At 72.3% G+C, this 16,987-nt stretch carries 13 protein-coding genes; 5 read left to right on the top strand and 8 right to left on the bottom strand.

Annotated elements, in window-relative coordinates; genetic code table 11:
• The first annotated feature begins 14 nt into the window (after positions 1–14).
• Positions 15–917, top strand: a complete 903-nt coding sequence (locus tag VR894_RS07955) for an ABC transporter permease (RefSeq protein WP_324650843.1) — start codon at positions 15–17, stop codon at positions 915–917.
• A gap of 1 nt (position 918) precedes the next feature.
• The gene (locus VR894_RS07950; RefSeq protein WP_324650842.1) at positions 919–2,154 is read left to right on the top strand and encodes an ABC transporter ATP-binding protein; all 1,236 of its coding nucleotides are present in this window, start codon (positions 919–921) and stop codon (positions 2,152–2,154) included.
• Position 2,155: 1 nt separating this feature from the next.
• Here VR894_RS07950 and VR894_RS07945 read toward each other — a convergent pair whose 3' ends face one another.
• On the bottom strand, positions 2,156–4,150 hold the full coding sequence (locus VR894_RS07945; protein ID WP_324650841.1) for a DUF6541 family protein: 1,995 nt from the start codon (positions 4,148–4,150) through the stop codon (positions 2,156–2,158).
• A gap of 223 nt (positions 4,151–4,373) precedes the next feature.
• Between VR894_RS07945 and rfbB the strand changes: the two genes are divergently transcribed.
• Positions 4,374–5,369: a dTDP-glucose 4,6-dehydratase gene (rfbB, locus tag VR894_RS07940; RefSeq protein ID WP_324650840.1), complete on the top strand. Its 996-nt coding sequence runs from the start codon at positions 4,374–4,376 to the stop codon at positions 5,367–5,369.
• A 21-nt stretch (positions 5,370–5,390) separates the two neighbouring features.
• Here rfbB and VR894_RS07935 read toward each other — a convergent pair whose 3' ends face one another.
• From VR894_RS07935 to VR894_RS07910, 6 genes are all read right to left on the bottom strand, one after another.
• Positions 5,391–6,242: a glycosyltransferase family 2 protein gene (locus VR894_RS07935; protein WP_324650839.1), complete on the bottom strand. Its 852-nt coding sequence runs from the start codon at positions 6,240–6,242 to the stop codon at positions 5,391–5,393.
• Positions 6,243–6,273: 31 nt separating this feature from the next.
• On the bottom strand, positions 6,274–8,313 hold the full coding sequence (locus VR894_RS07930; RefSeq protein WP_324650838.1) for a DUF6541 family protein: 2,040 nt from the start codon (positions 8,311–8,313) through the stop codon (positions 6,274–6,276).
• Positions 8,314–8,323: 10 nt separating this feature from the next.
• Positions 8,324–9,619 (bottom strand): nucleotide sugar dehydrogenase, encoded by a 1,296-nt coding sequence (locus tag VR894_RS07925; RefSeq protein WP_324650837.1) that lies wholly within the window; start codon positions 9,617–9,619, stop codon positions 8,324–8,326.
• 142 nt (positions 9,620–9,761) lie between these two features.
• A complete protein-coding gene (locus tag VR894_RS07920) occupies positions 9,762–10,178 on the bottom strand; it encodes a VOC family protein (protein ID WP_324650836.1) in 417 nt (138 codons plus the stop codon).
• Between the two features lie 107 nt (positions 10,179–10,285).
• Positions 10,286–11,353: a non-hydrolyzing UDP-N-acetylglucosamine 2-epimerase gene (gene wecB / locus VR894_RS07915; RefSeq protein WP_324650835.1), complete on the bottom strand. Its 1,068-nt coding sequence runs from the start codon at positions 11,351–11,353 to the stop codon at positions 10,286–10,288.
• A 22-nt stretch (positions 11,354–11,375) separates the two neighbouring features.
• On the bottom strand, positions 11,376–13,190 hold the full coding sequence (locus VR894_RS07910; RefSeq protein WP_324650834.1) for an ABC transporter ATP-binding protein: 1,815 nt from the start codon (positions 13,188–13,190) through the stop codon (positions 11,376–11,378).
• 220 nt (positions 13,191–13,410) lie between these two features.
• Here VR894_RS07910 and VR894_RS07905 point away from each other — a divergent pair, with 220 nt between their 5' ends.
• Positions 13,411–14,583: a glycosyltransferase family 1 protein gene (locus VR894_RS07905; protein WP_324650833.1), complete on the top strand. Its 1,173-nt coding sequence runs from the start codon at positions 13,411–13,413 to the stop codon at positions 14,581–14,583.
• A gap of 28 nt (positions 14,584–14,611) precedes the next feature.
• The gene (locus VR894_RS07900) at positions 14,612–15,772 is read left to right on the top strand and encodes a glycosyltransferase (RefSeq protein ID WP_324650832.1); all 1,161 of its coding nucleotides are present in this window, start codon (positions 14,612–14,614) and stop codon (positions 15,770–15,772) included.
• A 21-nt stretch (positions 15,773–15,793) separates the two neighbouring features.
• Here the strand turns inward: VR894_RS07900 and VR894_RS07895 are convergent, their stop codons facing one another.
• Positions 15,794–16,942, bottom strand: a complete 1,149-nt coding sequence (locus tag VR894_RS07895) for a hypothetical protein (protein WP_324650831.1) — start codon at positions 16,940–16,942, stop codon at positions 15,794–15,796.
• Positions 16,943–16,987: the final 45 nt, after the last annotated feature.

Raw genomic sequence — 16,987 nt, 5'->3', positions numbered from 1 at the left:
TGGAGGAACGAGACGTGAACGAAGAAGCCGAGGCCCGGGCGGCAGCGCTCGCGCAGGAGCCGTTGCGTCCCGCCAGCCCGCAGAACGGCTTCGTCAGCGGCGCCCGCGAGTCGCTCGCCGCGATCTGGCAGCGCCGTGAGCTCCTCGACATGCTCGTCCGGCGCGAGCTCCGCGCGCGGTACAAGGACTCCTCGCTCGGGCTGCTGTGGTCGCTGGCACGCCCCCTCGTCCAGCTCGCGATCTACTACCTGGCCATCGGGCGGGTGCTGGGCGCGGACCGGGCCATCCCGGACTTCGCGATCTACGTCTTCGCGGGGATCACGGCCTGGACGCTGTTCGCGGAGATCGTCCAGGGCGGCACCGCGTCCATCCTCGCCAACTCGGGCATCGTCAAGAAGATCTACCTGCCGCGCGAGATCTTCCCCCTGAGCGTCGTCGGCTCCGCGGTCTTCAACTTCCTCATCCAGCTCGGGATCCTCGTCGTCGCCGCCGCGCTCGTCCGGGGCCTCGTCCTCGACGAACGCCTGCTCTACCTCCCGCTGGCGCTGCTCGTCATCCTCGCCTGGGGCACCGCCTTCGCGCTCGTCCTCTCGGCCGCCAACGTCTACCTCCGGGACATCCAGTACCTCGTCGAGGTCGCGGTCATGGTCGGCTTCTGGCTCTCCCCGATCGTCTACTCGTGGGCGATGGTCGCGGACGCGATCCCCGACACCCTCGCCAACATCTACCTGCTCAACCCGATCACCCTCGCCACCCTCGGGTTCCAGCGCTCGGTGTGGATCAGCGGCCCGGCGACCGCGTTCCCCCCGGACCACGCCCTCCGGCTGCTGGTGGCGCTCGCCGTCGGCGCCGTCCTCCTCATCCTCGCGCAGCGGCTCTTCGCCCGGATGCAGCGCGACTTCGCCCAGGAGCTGTGACGTGAGCACCACTGTCGTCGACGTCCGTGACGTCTCCAAGCGCTTCGTCATCCGCAAGGAGAAGTCCCTCAAGGAACGCATCGTCAACGCCGGCCGGTCCGCCAAGCACAAGGAGGACTTCTGGGCGCTGCGCGGGGTGGACCTCGCGATCGAGGCCGGGACCAGCATCGGCCTGGTCGGACCCAACGGCTCGGGCAAGTCCACGCTGCTCAAGACCATCGGCGGGATCATCCAGCCCACCACCGGTCAGGTCCTGCTCCGCGGCAGGCTGGCGGCGCTGCTCGAGCTGGGCGCCGGCTTCCACCCGGACCTCACCGGCAGGGAGAACGTCCACCTCAACGCCTCGATCCTCGGGCTCACCTCGCGGGAGACCGACCGGCACTTCGACGAGATCGTCGAGTTCTCGGGCATCGAGCAGTTCATCGACACCCAGGTGAAGTTCTACAGCTCGGGCATGTACGTCCGGCTGGCCTTCGCCGTCGCGGTGCACGTGGACCCGGACGTGCTCCTCGTCGACGAGGTCCTCGCGGTGGGCGACGAGCCGTTCCAGCGCAAGTGCATGGACAAGATCCGGCAGTTCCAGGCCGAGGGCCGCACCATCGTGCTCGTGAGCCACTCGGCCGAACAGGTCACCGAGCTGTGCACGCGGGCGGTCGTCCTCGAGCACGGGCAGGTCGTCGAGGACGGCTCCCCGCGGGAGGCGCTGCGCCGGCTGCGGCACGACTACGAGGAGCGCATCGACCAGGACATCGCCGACCGGGAGGCCCGCGAGGCCGAGACCGATGCCGAGCACGGCGTCACCGCGGGGACGCGGCGCAGCCGGCTCCACTCGGTGACCCTGTCCGCTCCCGGCCGGGACGGCGCCCCGCTCTCGCTGCGCCCGGGTGACGACCTCAGCATCACCGGCTCGATCTCCGTGCCCGAGCCGCTGGCCGGGTGGACGCTGGGCGCCTCCATCGAGACACCCCTGGGGCAGGTCATCTTCGCCACGGACACCCGGCTGCTCGAGCAGGACCTGCCCACCGTGGACGGCACCGCGACCTTCACGATCACACTGCCGGCGCTGCAGATCGCCCAGGGCGACTACTCCGTCAACGTCGCGCTGCGCGACGCCTCCGGACGCGACGTCGACAGGGCCGCGCGGGCGGCGCACTTCACCGTCGTCACCGAGGGCCGCACGGTGGGCTACCTCCACACCGAGCCGCAGGTCGACGTCCGTCCCAGCACGGTTCCCTGAGTCAGCCGCAGGCCACGATCCGGTAGACCTCGGCGCTTCCGGAGGAGGCGAGCAGCTCGAACCCGGACGTGACGTCGACGTCGTACAGGCCCGGGCGCATGTCCGCGAGACTGCGCCGTCCGTACGGCACGGACTCGTCCCGGTAGAAGTACTCGACGCCGCCGTCCCGCAGGATCTCGCACACGCGTGGGTCGCTGCCGATGTCGTGGAAGTTCTCCTGGAGGTACCGCTGGTCCGTCGACAACGCGGACTCGCCGAGGATGGGCAGGTAAGCCCGGCTGTCGGTGAGCGCCTGGACCAGGGAGGCGCCGTTCATCGGGTCGCCCACGACGACCGCGTCCTCCGGCAGGACGTCGTCGAGCTCCCTGATGAAGTCGAGCTCGTCCTGCGTCGCCCACGGCGGGTGGACCATCTCCTCGGGCCGGTAGGCGCTCGCGGTCGTCCCCGCCCGCTCCTGCGCGCTGAAGGTGCCCGAGCTCAGCGCAGCGACCAGCACGACCACGACCGCCACCGCTCCGGCGAGCACACCGGCACCCACCGGACCGCGGTCCCCGGTGCGCCGGTTCGGCACGGCCACCAGGACGGCCCTGCCGACGGCCACGGCGCCCCACGCGCCGAGGACCGCTGAGACGGTCACGAGGAGTGACTCAAGACGGTCGGGCGACTTGTACCAGAAGCCCGTGAGCGTGCGCAGCGCGCCGTCCGGGCCGGAGGCGGCGACGAAGAGGAGGAGGGCGACGAGCCACGCCCAGGCGAGCCAGCGGGCGTTGAGCCAGGCCGTCACGAGACCGACGAGCACGAGGAGCGCCACGGCAAGGTTGCCGGCCGTCTCCTGCGGGGTGGAGCCGAGCAGCACGTGCAGGAGCGCGTCGACACGCGACCCCTCGGGGCTCGAGAAGCCCGCCATCGCCTGGAGCTTGGGGACCGTGAAGACCGCGGCCACGAGGAGCCCGAGGACGACGACCGGGGCGAGTGCGAGGACCCACCCCAGGAGCTGCTGCCCAGCCCGCCGTCGTTGTCTGCCGGCGCGCCAGCATGCGACGACGACGAGGGGGGCCCCGAGGAAGCCGAGGGCGGCGAGGCCGCTGCTGTGCGCGAGGACGACGCCCCCCGCGGCCAGGGCCAGCGCCAGCCACGGCCCGAGCCGACCCCGTCGGCGCGCCTCGACCGCTGTCCATCCGCCCCGGTGCAGCTGCGGGAGGACGGCCGCGGCGAGGGCGAGGGTGGCCGGGGTGAGCGCGACTCCCAGCCCGAACGGGTACATCCCCTTGAACATCACCGCCACCGTCGGGAAGACGACCGACGACGCAGCCACCACGGGAGCCAGGGAGGCGACGAGAGGGTGCCGCGGGGCCGCGACGTGGGCGAGCGCCGCGACACCGAGCATCCAGGGGAGGACGACGCCCACGACGATCAGGACGTTCGTGGCCGGCACGACGCCGCTCACGCTCGCGCCGAGCGCCACGAGCGCGTGCCACAGCGTCGGGTAGAACCCGCCGCCGCGGCCCTGCCCGTACAGGCCCTGCATCGAGCCCAGCGGCGACGCGTCGCCGGTCCGGGTGACGAGCTCCGCGCCGTTGAGGTGGAAGAGCGAGTCGTGCATCTGCGGGACGGCGTCGGGGGTGACGACGGCGTCCGCGAACGCGACCGTGACGAGCGCGGTCCCCGCAGCGACACCGGCCGCGACGAGCCCCGCTGGTCCCGGGCCCAGCCGCGGCCGCCCCGACGCACGCGAGCCCCTCAGCAGGATCCGGCCGCCGACGGTCAGCACGACACCGACGAGCACCAGGGCCGTCACCACGACCGGCAGGGACCAGGCGAGGCCCACCGCACCCAGGGCCACCGTGAGCACGCCCAGGACACCTGCCGTGGCGGCCGGTGCGGCCGCCAGCGCGACGAGCCCCCGCACGCCGAGCGCGTGGACGTAGACCCACCCGGGGACGACGAGCACCACGAGGAGGAGCGCAGCCGTGGGCACGGTCTCAACCCACGTCATGACGTCCCTTCCCGCTGCCTCTGCACCCCCGCACTGCGAGCCAGCCTACCGACCGTCGCAGCACCCACCGCGGCGGGGCGCTCACGGGACCGGTCGGTGCCCGGCGGTGCCCGGCCTCGCACTCGGTGGCCCGCCGGGCCGTCACGGGCCTGGTGCTGGGCGGCACCGGTCCGGGGCATAATTCGGGGTTGGACCGTGTGGAGACAACAGGAGGAGAGCCGGCGTGCGCGCACTCATCACAGGCGGAGCGGGGTTCATCGGCGCGAACTTCGTCCATCAGACCCTGCAGGACCGTCCCGACGTCGCCGTCACCGTGCTCGACAAGCTCACCTACGCCGGGAGCAGGGACTCCCTGGCGGACGTGGCCGACCGGATCACGTTCGTCGAGGGTGACATCGCCGACGCGGACGTCGTCGACCCGCTGGTGGCGGAGTCCGACGTCGTCGTCCACTTCGCTGCGGAGTCGCACAACGACAACTCCCTCAACGACCCCTCGCCGTTCCTCCACACCAACATCACCGGCACGTTCGCGCTGCTGGAGGCCGTGCGCCGGCACGGGACCCGGCTGCACCACATCTCCACCGACGAGGTCTACGGCGACCTCGAGCTGGACGACCCGGCGAAGTTCACCGAGCAGACCCCGTACAACCCCTCGAGCCCGTACTCGGCGACCAAGGCCGGCTCGGACCTGCTCGTGCGGGCCTGGGTCCGCTCCTTCGGCGTCGCGGCCACGATCTCCAACTGCTCGAACAACTATGGCCCCTACCAGCACATCGAGAAGTTCATCCCCCGGCAGATCACCAACCTCATCGACGGTGTCAAGCCGAAGCTCTACGGCGCAGGCCAGAACGTGCGCGACTGGATCCACGTGCGCGACCACAACCGGGCGGTGTGGGACATCATCGACCGCGGCCGGATCGGGCAGACCTACCTCATCGGCGCCGACGGGGAGAAGAACAACAAGGAGGTCATCGAGCTCATCCTCGAGCTCATGGGCCACGAGCCCGGTGACTACGAGCACGTCGCCGACCGTCCCGGCCACGACCTGCGGTACGCGATCGACAACACCGTCCTGCGCGAGGAGCTCGGCTGGCAGCCGCAGTTCCCCGACTTCCGCTCCGGGCTGGCGGACACCATCGAGTGGTACCGGGAGAACGAGTCCTGGTGGCGCCCGCGCAAGGCGGAGGTCGAGGCGAAGTACGCCAAGCAGGGCCAGTAGCACCCCGGAGGCGCGCCGGTGTCACCGGGAGCCGCGCGTCTCCAGCCACGCCCGTCCGCGTAGACCCACCGAGATCGCCGCACGCAGGGGCAGCCGGTACCACCCGGGGTAGCGCCGGTGCAGGTACTGCTCCGCGCTGCGGTGGTGCGCCCGGATCATCGCCGCGGGCCGCTCGCGCCAGCTCGCGCCCTGGTCGTGCACGACCCGCGCCGTCGGCACGAAGACGTTGTGCCAGCCGGTTCGCCCGAGCCGTTCCCCCAGGTCGACGTCCTCGAAGAACATGAAGTAGGTCTCGTCGAAGCCGCCCACCTCGTCCAGCGCTGCTCGGCGCAGCAGCAGGCACGCCCCGGACAGCCAGCCGACGGCGTGCTCGCTGAGCTGCACCTGCTCCTGGCGCTGGTGGTAGCGCCTGGTCCAGGGGTTCCCGGGCCACAGCCGCACGAACAGGGCGTGCCCGGCTCCCTGGGTCAGCGACGGGATCGCCCGGGCGGAGGGGTACACCGTGCCATCGGTGTTGAGGATCCGCGGGCCGAGCGACCCTGCGCGCGGGTGGCGGGTGGCGGCGTCGAGCAGGGCGTCGAGGGCGTGCGGCTCCCACACGATGTCCGGGTTGGAAACCACCACCCAGGGCTCCTCGCCGTCCCGCAGGCCCAGGTTGGCGGCGGCGCCGTACCCCAGGTTGGCACCGGGCCGCACCACCTGGGCGTCGAAGCGACGGGCGACGTCGTCGACGACGTCGTGCTCCGAGCCGTTGTCGACGATGACGAGGGTGACCTCGCCGGCCGTGGCCTCCCGCAACGAGGAGGCGAAGGACTCCAGCTCGCGGCCCGGGTTGAAGGCCACCGTCACCACACGCACCGCCGCTGTATTCATCGCCGCCCAGAATATGCTGTCCGGGCGCCGCTCAGTCGCACACCTCGATGCGGTAGATGGCGGCCGTGCCGGCGGACTCGACCTCGACGAACCCCGTGCTGACGTCGACGTCCTCCATGGCCCTGGTGGGCGGACCGCGCTTGGCGCCGTCGGCCTCCAGCGCCGTGTCCTGGTACAGGTGCGTGGCACCCACATCGGCGAGGGCGGCACACACCGCAGGGTCGTCGTGCACGTCCGACAGTCCCTCCCGCAGCACGACCTGGGCGTCGGACATGCCGCTCGGCCCGAGCTGGGGGAAGACGACGTCCACGCCAGCCACTGCCGGCAGCAGCGCGGAACCGTTGAACGGGTCGCCGACGACGACGGCGTCTGCCGGCAGGACCCGGGCGGCGCGCCGCATCATCGCGAGCTCCTCGTCCGTGGCCATCGTCCCCCAGGCGAGCTCGCTCGGGGCGTACGCACTGGCGGCGACGCCGTGCTGCAGCGGCAGCCGCACCGCCACGGACACCGCGACGAGGGCGAGAACTGCCGCCAGGGCGACCCCGGCCGCCGACCTGGCACGGGCCCACCGGACGAGGGCGGCGAGCGCCACGGCCGCCAGCAGGACCGCGGGCACGACAGCCACCGGCGCGATGCGTCCCGCCTGCGTGTACCAGAAGCCCGCGAGCCACCTCAGCGGGTGGTCCTCGGGTCCGGACGCGAGCACCGCGAGGCCCACCGCGAGCACGAAGGCCACCACCAGCCACCGGTGGCGTCGCCGCAGGAGCAGCAGCACGCCTCCGGCCAGCGTGGCCGCCGTGATCGCCAGGTGCTGCCAGACACCGTCGTGGGCGTAGTCGAAGGTCAGGGTCTGGTCGAACAGCACCTCGCGCAGCGCCGCGGCATGGGTGCGGCCGCTGGCCCGCTCGAAGCCCACGACGACGGACAGCGCGTCCAGGTTCGCCGCCACCACGGGCCCCGCCACGACGACGCCGGTCAGCGCGACGACGGCGCCGACGCCGAGCACCCTGCGCCCGCCGCGCACCCGCCGGACCGCCCAGGCGAGGACCGCGCCGGCCACCACCGGTCCCGCGAGCACCGCGAGGGAGAAGATCCCGCTGGCGTGGGCCACCACGACGCCCCCGACGGCGACGACCGCCGCCACCGCGTGACACGCGACGGGCCCCCAGCCCGCCCGGCACTCCGCGGCGCGCACCGCTCGCACCACCAGCAGCAGCGCACCGGGCAGCAGCGCGGTGGACAGGCCGTGGGCGAGCTGGCCCAGCACGCCGAGCTGGACCGCCGGGAAGGCGACGAAGCTCGCCGCCAGCAGCGGGGCCAGGACGGCGGGGAGGGCCTGCCTGGCGAAGACCTCTCGCGCCAGGCCGGCCAGGCCCACCAGCCACACGCCGACACCGAGCACGAGGATTCCGACGTTGGTCGCCGCGGGCACCGAGGCCAGGCCGGGGGCCACCGCCATGAGGGCGTGCCAGCCGGTCGGGTAGTAGGGCGCCAGCGTGCCGTCACCGTAGAGCGGGGCCAGCCCGCCCAGTGGCGTGGCGGTCGCGGTGTCCCGGACCGTGACCAGGGCGTTGAGGTGGAAGACGCCGTCCCACTGCTGCAGCGGGGCGTCGGGGGACGGCAGCGCGGCGACGAACGGTGCGGCGAGGAGCAGGAAGCCGGCGAGGACGGCCGCTGCGACGGCGGCGGCGCTGCGGGTGCCGAGCGGTCCGGGCCGCCAGGTGACGTCGTCGAGGCCGGTGGGAGGTGCCGCGGATCGCGCTCCGTCGTCGGGGACCGCGGACGGTGCGGTGAGGCGGGTAGCGCCGTCCGCTCGTCCCACCAGCCGACCGAGCGCCCACGCCGCAGCGAGGAGGGCTGCGAGCCCCACCAGCACGGCGGGCAGCCGCCACGGGACGCCGAGCGGCGCGTAGGCGATGCTGAGCACGCCGAGCCCGGCGACGGTCACCGGCACGCCGCCGGCGAGGGCGGCGAGGCCGCGCACCCCGAGCACCCGCAGCGCGAGCACCCCGGGCACCGCGGCGAGTGCCGCCAGCGCGGCTGCGCCCGGCAGCAGCGCCCACCAGCTCATCGGGCGCCCGTCAGCTGCCGGCGCCGATGGCGATGCGTGGGGTGCCGGTCCAGGTGGCGGGGTCGGTGACCTGGCGGCCGTCGACGAGCAGCCGCACCCCGGGCAGGTCGGCGGGGGTCAGGTCGCGGTAGGCGCCGTGGTCGGCCTGGACCACGGCCAGGTCGACGGGCTGGCCCAGGTGGTAGGGCTCCCAGCCGAAGGCGGCCAGCTCGGCGTCGTCGTACATGGGGTCGTGCACCAGCACCCGGGCCCCGCGCTCACGCAACGCCTCCACGGTGGCGAAGACCCCGGAGAACGCGGTCTCCTTGACCCCGCCGCGGTAGGCCGCGCCCAGCACCACGGCCCGCAGCCCATCCAGGTCACCGAGCAGCTCGGCGGCCCGGCCCACGGCGTAGGCCGGCATCCCCGCGTTGTGCGCCCGCGCGGTGCGCACGATCGTGGCGTCGGGGTCGGTGGACAGGTACAGCCGCGGGTAGACCGGGATGCAGTGCCCACCCACCGCGATCCCCGGCCGGTGGATGTGGGAGTAGGGCTGGGAGTTGCACGCCTCGATCACCGCGTACACATCGATCCCGACCGTGTCGGCGAACACCGCGAACTGGTTGGCCAGCCCGATGTTGACGTCCCGGTAGGTCGTCTCGGCGAGCTTGGCCATCTCCGCGGCCTCGGCGCTGCCCATGTCCCACACCCCGTTGGGGCGCGCCAGGTCCGGGCGCTCGTCGAAGCTCAGCACCGCCTCGTAGAACTCCCGTGCCCGCACCGCGCCCCGCTCGTCCAGCCCACCGACGAGCTTGGGGTAGCGACGCAGGTCGGCGAACACCCGCCCGGTCAGCACCCGCTCCGGGGAGAACACCAGGTGGAAGTCACGGCCCTCGACCAGACCCGAGATCTCCTCGATCATCGGCTTCCAGCGCCCCCGCGTGGTCCCCACCGGCAACGTCGTCTCATACGACACCAGCGTCCCCGGGGTCAGGTGCTCGGCCAGCGACCGCGTCGCGCCGTCCATCCACCCGAAGTCCGGCTCGCCCGTGGTCTCGTCCACGAACAGCGGGACCACCACCACGACCGCGTCGGCACCCGGTACCGCCTGCCCGTAGTCCGTCGTCGCCCGCAACCGCCCCGCCGGGACCAGCTCGGCGAGCTTGTCCGCCAGGTGCGCCTCACCGGGGAAGGGTTCGGTGCCCGCGTTGACCAGGTCCACCACCGACTGCGCCACGTCCACACCGACCACGTCGTGACCGGCATCGGCGAACTGCACCGCCAACGGCAGACCGATCTTCCCCAGGGCGACGACCGCAATACGCATGGTGCTCCTCAGCTTCGGCCCGGCAGGTCCGGGTCCCGGGGGCCACGATATCGACCAGCCGCGGGGTCGCGGGTGAGCGTCGGGCGCGAGTGCGGTGAGGGCCCACCGGCGCGCCCCGCACGGTCGACGTCGTGGCGAGCGCTCAGGGCAGCACGCTGCGGCCGATCGGGTCGGGGTTGTACGCGACCTCCCACCGGAAGCCGTCGGGGTCGGCGAAGTAGCCCGTGTACCCGCCCCACTCGCGGCGGGTCGGCACGCCGACGGCGGACGCCCCCGCCGCGCGGGCGGTCGCGAGCACGTCCTCGACCGCCTCCTCCGTGGCCACGTTGTGCGCCAGCGTGACCGGCGGGACACCGCTGCCGCGCGCGACCGGGCCGACCTCCGCCTCGAAGGCCTGCTCGTCCCACAGGGAGAGCACCACCCGCTCACCGACGCTGATCATCACCACCTCACCCGGGACGTCGACGGCCGCCGTCCGCCCCAGGCCGTCGAGGTAGAAGCGGCGGCTCGCGTCGAGGTCACGCACTGCCAGGGTGATGAAGCTGACCCGCTGGTCCATCGTCGGCCTCCCGGTGTGTCGCACGTCATCCGGCCCCATCGTGGCACCGCGTGGACGGGCGACGCACTAGCCTTCTCGAACGCCCGCGGCTCCCACCGGACGTCCGCCTACGACCGCAGGGCGCCGGTCAGGGCCTCCACCACGCGGACGGCCGCGTCACCGCGGCCGTAGGGTGCGGCGTCCGTCGCGGGCGGCGTGGGACGCTGCGCGTGCGCGGCGACGTCCGTGAGATCACCGTCGAGCACGTTCCAGCCCAGCTCGACGGTCTCCACCCACTCCGTCTCGTGGCGCAGCGTGGTGCACGGGACCCGCAGCAGGAAGGCCTCCTTCTGCAGTCCCCCGGAGTCGGTGACCACACCGGCGGACCGGGCGACGAGGTCGACCAGGCGCGGGTACGGCTGCGGCTCCAGCACCGTGATCGCCCCGGCGTCCAGCGCGATACCCGCAGCGGCGGCGCGGTCACGCAGGCGGGGGTGAGCGAGGAGGAGAACCGGTCGGGAGAGCCCCGCGAGCGCATCGACGATCGCCGAGAGGCGACCTGCGTCATCGGTGTTCTCCGCGCGGTGGATCGTCGCGACGAGATAGTCGCCGGCGCCCACGCCCCTCGCGAGCGGCACCGGTCCGTGGGCAAGGCCGGCGTCCCGGACGCGGTAGAGGACGTCAGCCATGACGTCACCGACGTGCACGGTCCGCTCACCCAGCCCCTCCGAGCGCAGGTGCTCGACGGCCACAGCCGTCGGTGCCAGCAGCAGGTCCGCGGCGTGGTCCGTCATCACACGGTTGTGCTCCTCGGGCATCCGCCGGTTGAAGGACCGCAGGCCCGCCTCGAGGTGGGCCACCGGCTGGTGGATCTTCACTGCCGCCAGCGCGGCGGCCACGGTCGAGTTCGTGTCCCCGTAGACGAGGACCCAGTCCGGACGGTGCTCGAGCATCGCGCGCTCGAGACCGGGCAGCATCGCCCCGGTCTGCTCCGCGTGGGAGCCGGACCCGACGTGGAGGTTGAGGTCCGGGGGTCGGATGCCGAGGTCGCTGAAGAAGACGTCGGACAGGGCGGCGTCGTAGTGCTGGCCCGTGTGGACGATGACGTGCTCGTGGCCTGCCGCCTCGAGCGCGTGGGCGACGGGTGAGAGCTTGACGAACTGGGGACGCGCTCCGACGACGCTGAGAATCTTCACGGGGGCACCCTACCGATGGTGGTCAGCCGGGTGAGGCGTCCCCGGCTGACCGGGAGAGCCCGGCGAGGGCAGCCTGCTCGGCGAAGTCGGGGACCTGGCGCACGACGTCGTCAAAGCTGCCCTGCGCGATCAGCCGTCCGTCGCGGAGGAAGAAGACGATGTCGGAGTTCCTGATCGTGGACAGTCGGTGAGCGACGGTGATGACGGTGACCTCACCGTGCAGGTCGCTGACGGCGCGGGTGACCGCGGCCTCGGTCGCGGTGTCGAGGGCGCTCGTCGCCTCGTCCATCACCAGGACGCGGGGGTCGTTGTACAACGCCCGGGCGATGCCCAGCCGCTGACGCTGGCCACCCGACAGGGCGAGCCCGCGCTCCCCCACCGGGGCGTCGATCCCTCCCGGGCGCCCCTCGATGATGCGGAGCAGCTGCGCGCGCTCGAGCGCGCGGCGCACGCGGTGCTCGTCGACCGAATGGCGGTCCCAGGTCAGCGCGACGTTCTCGGCGACCGTCGAGTCGAAGAGGGCCACGTCCTGCGGGACGTACCCGATCCGGCGTCGCCAGGAGTCGAGCACCAGCTCGAGCGGCTGCCCACCGACCGTCACCTGACCCTCGGTGGGCTCGAGCAGGCCGAGAAGGATGTCGACCATGGTGGACTTACCGGCGCCGGAGGCACCGACGAACGCCACGTGTGATCCCGCCGGGATCGTCAGGCTCACCGTGTCCAGTGCCGGCCCGTCGGCGCCCGGGTAGTGGAAGGTCACGCTGTCGAGCACGATGTCAGCGACGTCGTCGTCGAGCTCGTGCTGCGGCCGGTCACGGCTGCGGCGCTCGAAGACCTCCTCTGCCTCCTCGATGTCGCGCACCACCTGCTTGGCGAACGCGGCGGCACCGTTGACCTGGGACTGGACGGCCTGGAAGCGCGTGAGTGCGGGCACCATCCGGAACCCGGCGACGCCGAACATGCCCAGGGCGGCCACCGCTCCCTCGACGCCGCCGGTGAGGTACCCGACCCCGGCGATGAGGACGAATCCGACGATGAGCGCGGCCTCGAGGACGTAGCGCGGAACCTGCCCGAGGAAGATCGTGTTGGACCGGGCGCGCGAGCTGTGGACGCGGGTGCCGTGCACGCGCGCCTGCACGTCCTGGGAGCGCCCGGCGAGCGTGACCTCCTTGAGCGCACCCAGCGCCTCGCTGAGGATCCGTACGGTCCGCTGGGACCAGGTGCGGTTGACCCGTCCGGCGGCGACCGCACGCGGAGAGATCACCGTGGCGAGGAGCAGGGCGACGAGCCCGAGGTACACGACCGTGACCCCCGCGATGAGGGGGTCGAAGACCACCAGGGCGACGACGATCGCCAGCAGCGTGCCCACCTCACCGAACAGCGTCATGCTCGGCATGAGCACCCCGGAGACGGACGTGCCGACCCCGACGTCCACCGAGCGGACGAGCTCGGCGGTGTTCTTGCTGAGCCGGTCCTCCCAGGACGAGCGCATGTAGGCCGCGAAGAGGCGGTCGCCGATCGCGACCTCGTGGGCGGCGAACCTGCGCGTGGCGGCCCAGAGGAGGGCCACCGCCAGCACTCCCTTGAGGACGATGAGCGTGCACACCGCGGAGAGCGCGACGACGCGGCTCTGCGTCGAGGCCAGGTCGCCCACGAGCGGGATGCTCACCGCCGAGTCGTTGAGAACCGACTGCAGGAGCGTCCCGACCATCCCGAGCGCCACGAGGTCGAGCAGTGCCAGCGAGGCGGTGAGGAACCCGTACGTCAGCAGGAAGCGGCGGCTGCCTGCAGGCAGGACCTTGAGCAGCGGGCGCAGGGTGGTCCAGATGTTCCTCATCGATCGAGGCGCCAGTCGTCGTCGGAGGCGGTTCGTCGTGCGTGAGGAGTCCGACCGGGGAAGGCGTCACGCGTCGTCATGTGGCGACTCTATTCCTTCCCCATTCTCTCCTCGCTGAGGGGCACTGGGGTACGGCAGGACGACAGACACCGTCCCGAGTCTCGTAGGATGGGTCGCCAGCCCGGTAGGTCCGGGCCGGGGAGTACACAGGAGGACAGGCGTGGCGCGCACGACACTCCTCGTCCTGTCCTTCTCGGACATCGCACGAGACCCGCGTGTGCTGCGCCAGGTCCACCTGTTCCGTGACGACTACGACGTCGTCACGTGCGGGTTCGGACCCGCCCCGCCCGGCGTCGTCGACCACATCGAGATACCCGACGAGCTGCGGTCATGGCGCCCCAGCTACAAGCCGGTTGCCCTCATGCTCGAGGCGCACCGCCATCGTCGGCTGTACTTCGGCTCGCCGCGGATCCGCTTCGTCCGGGCCGAGGTCGAGCGCCGAGGGGGCGTGGACATCGTCGTCGCCAACGACGTCCTCGCCGTTCCCGTCGCCCTGGAGCTGCGCCCGCGACGCGGTGTGCACGCAGACCTGCACGAGTACGCTCCCGGGCAGGGCTCGACCCGCACGTGGCGCAGACGCCTGCGCCCCTTCGCGGTCTGGGCGTGCCGGACCGCACTGCCACGGGTGGCGTCCGTCACGACGGTCAACCGCGGCATCGCGGAGGAGTACGGCAAGAACTTCGGCGTTACGGCCGACGTCGTCCCCAACGCGGCACCGTACTGGCCCGACCTCCACCCGACCCCGACCGCGGACCCGATCCGGCTGGTCCACGCAGGAGCGGCGACCCGAGGTCGGCGGCTCGAGGTGATGATCGACGCCGTGACGCAGGTCAACACCCGCACGCCCGGTCGGTTGGCGTTCGACCTCTACCTCGTCCCCGGCGACGAGCGGTACATCCGCGAGCTGGCCGCCCGTGCCGGCGACGAGGCGGTCACGGGTGTCGCGGTGCGTGAGCCGGTCGGTTTCACCGAGCTCGTGCCGACGATGCACTCCTACGACGTCGGTATGCACGTCCTGCCGCCGGTGAGCTTCAACAACTACTGGGCACTTCCCAACAAGGTGTTCGAGTTCGTCCAGGCGCGGCTCATGCTCGTGGTGAGCCCGTCCCCGGCGATGGCGTCACTCGTGCGCGAGCACGGCGTCGGCGCGGTGACCGACGGGTACGGGACAGATGACCTCGTCCACGCGCTCGAGGAGCTCACTCCCACAGCCGTCGACGTGCACAAGGCGGCGTCCCATGCGGCAGCCGATGCGCTGTCCGCCGAGCGGCTCTCGGCGCCGTGGGCCGCAGCCGTCTCCGCCCTTGCCTCGGCTGGGACCGCTCGCCCGTGACACCGACACGCACTCGACGGATGGTGACATGACCAAGAGCAGGGTGCTCATCCTCTCGTTCTCCGAGCTGACCAGGGACCCTCGCGTGCTGCGGCAGATCGAGATCTTCGCCGAGCGCTACGAGGTGGTCACGTGCGGATACGGAGCGGCACCGGCGGGGGCAGCGGACCACATCGAGATCCCGGTGCACCTGGCCCGGTGGCGCAAGAGCACCGCGGCGCTCGCCGGACTCCTCGGGGCGCGGCAGTACCACCGGCTGTACTTCGGCTCGGAACGCATCGCGCTCGTCCGCCGCGAGGTGCTGCGCCGGCCGCCGATGGACGTGGTCCTCGCCAACGACGTCCTCGCCGTCCCGGTGGCCGTCGAGCTGGCGCCGCGGGCCGGGGTACACGCCGACCTGCACGAGTTCTCCCCGAAACAGGGCGAGAAGGCGGTGTGGAAAGCGACCATCGCGCCTCTCATGCGGTGGGCCGTCCGCAGGTACGTCACCCGTGCCGCCTCGGTGACGACGGTCGCCCGCGGCATCGCGGAGGAGTACCGCAGGACCTTCGGTGTCGCAGCGGACGTCGTGCCGAACGCCACCCCGTACCGCCCGGACCTCTCGCCGACCCCGACGTCGGAGCCGCTCCGCCTCGTCCACGCCGGCGCGGCGGGCCGAGGTCGGCGCCTCGAGGCGATGATCGATGCCGTGACGAGGGTCAACGCCCGCACGCCCGGACGCCTGACGTTCGACCTCTACCTGGTTGCCGGCGATGTCAGGTACATCCGTGAGCTCGTCGAGCGGGCGGGTGACGAGTCCGTCACGGGGGTCGCGGTGCGCGAGCCGGTCGCCTTCACCGAGCTCGTCCCGACGATGCACCGGTATGACATCGGCATCTTCGTCTGTCCCCCGACGACGTTCAATCTCCGGCACGCCCTGCCGAACAAGATGTTCGAGTTCGTCCAGGCCCGCCTTGCTCTCGTCGTCGGGCCCTCGCCGGAGATGGTCGACCTCGTCCGGGCACATGACGTCGGCCTGGTGACCGACGGGTTCAGTGCCGAGGAGATCGCCGCCGCGCTGACGGCCCTGACTCCCGAGGCGGTGGACGCCTACAAGGCGGCGTCCCACCGAGCAGCGGAGCAGCTGGATGCCCGCAGGCTGTCCGAGCCGTGGGTGCGGGCCATCGACGCGCTCCTCGCCGGCGACTGAACGGTTCGGGATCTCCGGCTGCTACCCGGCGGACAGCAGCGTCCGCACGACGCCGTCGGCGACCTCCGCGTCGGACTCGAAGCTCAGCGGGCGGGACGCCGCGTGCGCGTTGCTCTTGAACCTGGCGATGTCGTCGCGCGTCATCGCGGCGACCGAGCGGACGCAGCTCGCGACGTCGAAGTCCTCGCTCACCACACCGAGGTCGTGCTCGCGGACGACGCTCTCCATCTCCTGGGAGGGCCCCACCGCGATGGCCAGGCGGCCCTGGACGAAGTCGAAGAGCTTGTTCGGCAGCGCGAGCCGTGCGTTCCGGGAGTACGGCGGTATCCAGTAGACGCCCAGGTCGAAGCGGTTGAGTGTCGCGGGGAGCTCCGTGGCGGGGACGGGTGGGTGGAAGGTGACCCTGGGGTTGGACGACGCACGCTCCCGCAGCCCTTCGAGATAGGCCTCCCCGTCCTTCGCCGGTACGAGAAAGAGGTCGAGGCTGTACCCCTCGCCGAGCCGGTCCGCGACGTCGATGATGGTCTCCAGCCGCCGTCCGGGCACCGCCCCACCGGAGTGGACCAGCCGGATCGTGTCGCCGTCGACGGGCGTAGGAGCAAGGTCGGTCCACGGGGCCGTGTTGCGCATGACCGCTGGACGGACCCCGTAGCGCTCCTCGTAGAGCTCGGAGATCGCCAGACCCACGGTGGTCGTCGCTGCGCACCGCGGCAGGTACGTGCGGCACAGGTGATCCATCAGCGGCGCGACGAGGATCTTCCACACCGGTACGTGGCTGCGCTCCTCCGGAGCCCACTCGTGCAGGTCGGCCCACACCGGCGCGCCGTCGGCGAGCCGGAACGCAACGGGCAGGGCCCGCGCGTCGTTCGCGACGACCATGTCCCAGCGCCGGCCCGCCACGAGCTCGAGGCTGAGCCTCGCCGCCGGCGAGGCCAGCTCGGCAGCCCTCCAGCGACGGGCGATCAGGGTGAGCACCCCGCGCACCGTCTGCGGGAGCGACGCAGCGTCGTCGGGAATGCGCAGGTGCTCCTCGGAGCCGGCTGGTGCGGGGCCGTAGCCGATCGTCGTGACCCTGGCGTGCCGGGCGACCACCGAGAGCTGGCGCAGCACGCGCGCGTCGCGGTGGATCGGGGAGAAGGAGACGATGAGCGCGCGAGGTCGGTCGGACACGTGGCCATCGTACGGTCCGGGCCTTGCGGGCCCGGCGCACCGCTG

Source organism: Georgenia sp. H159, assembly GCF_035607575.1.
Lineage (GTDB): Bacteria > Actinomycetota > Actinomycetes > Actinomycetales > Actinomycetaceae > Oceanitalea.
Note: the sequence above shows the minus strand (reverse complement) of the source record. Positions and strands in the feature narration are given on the sequence as shown.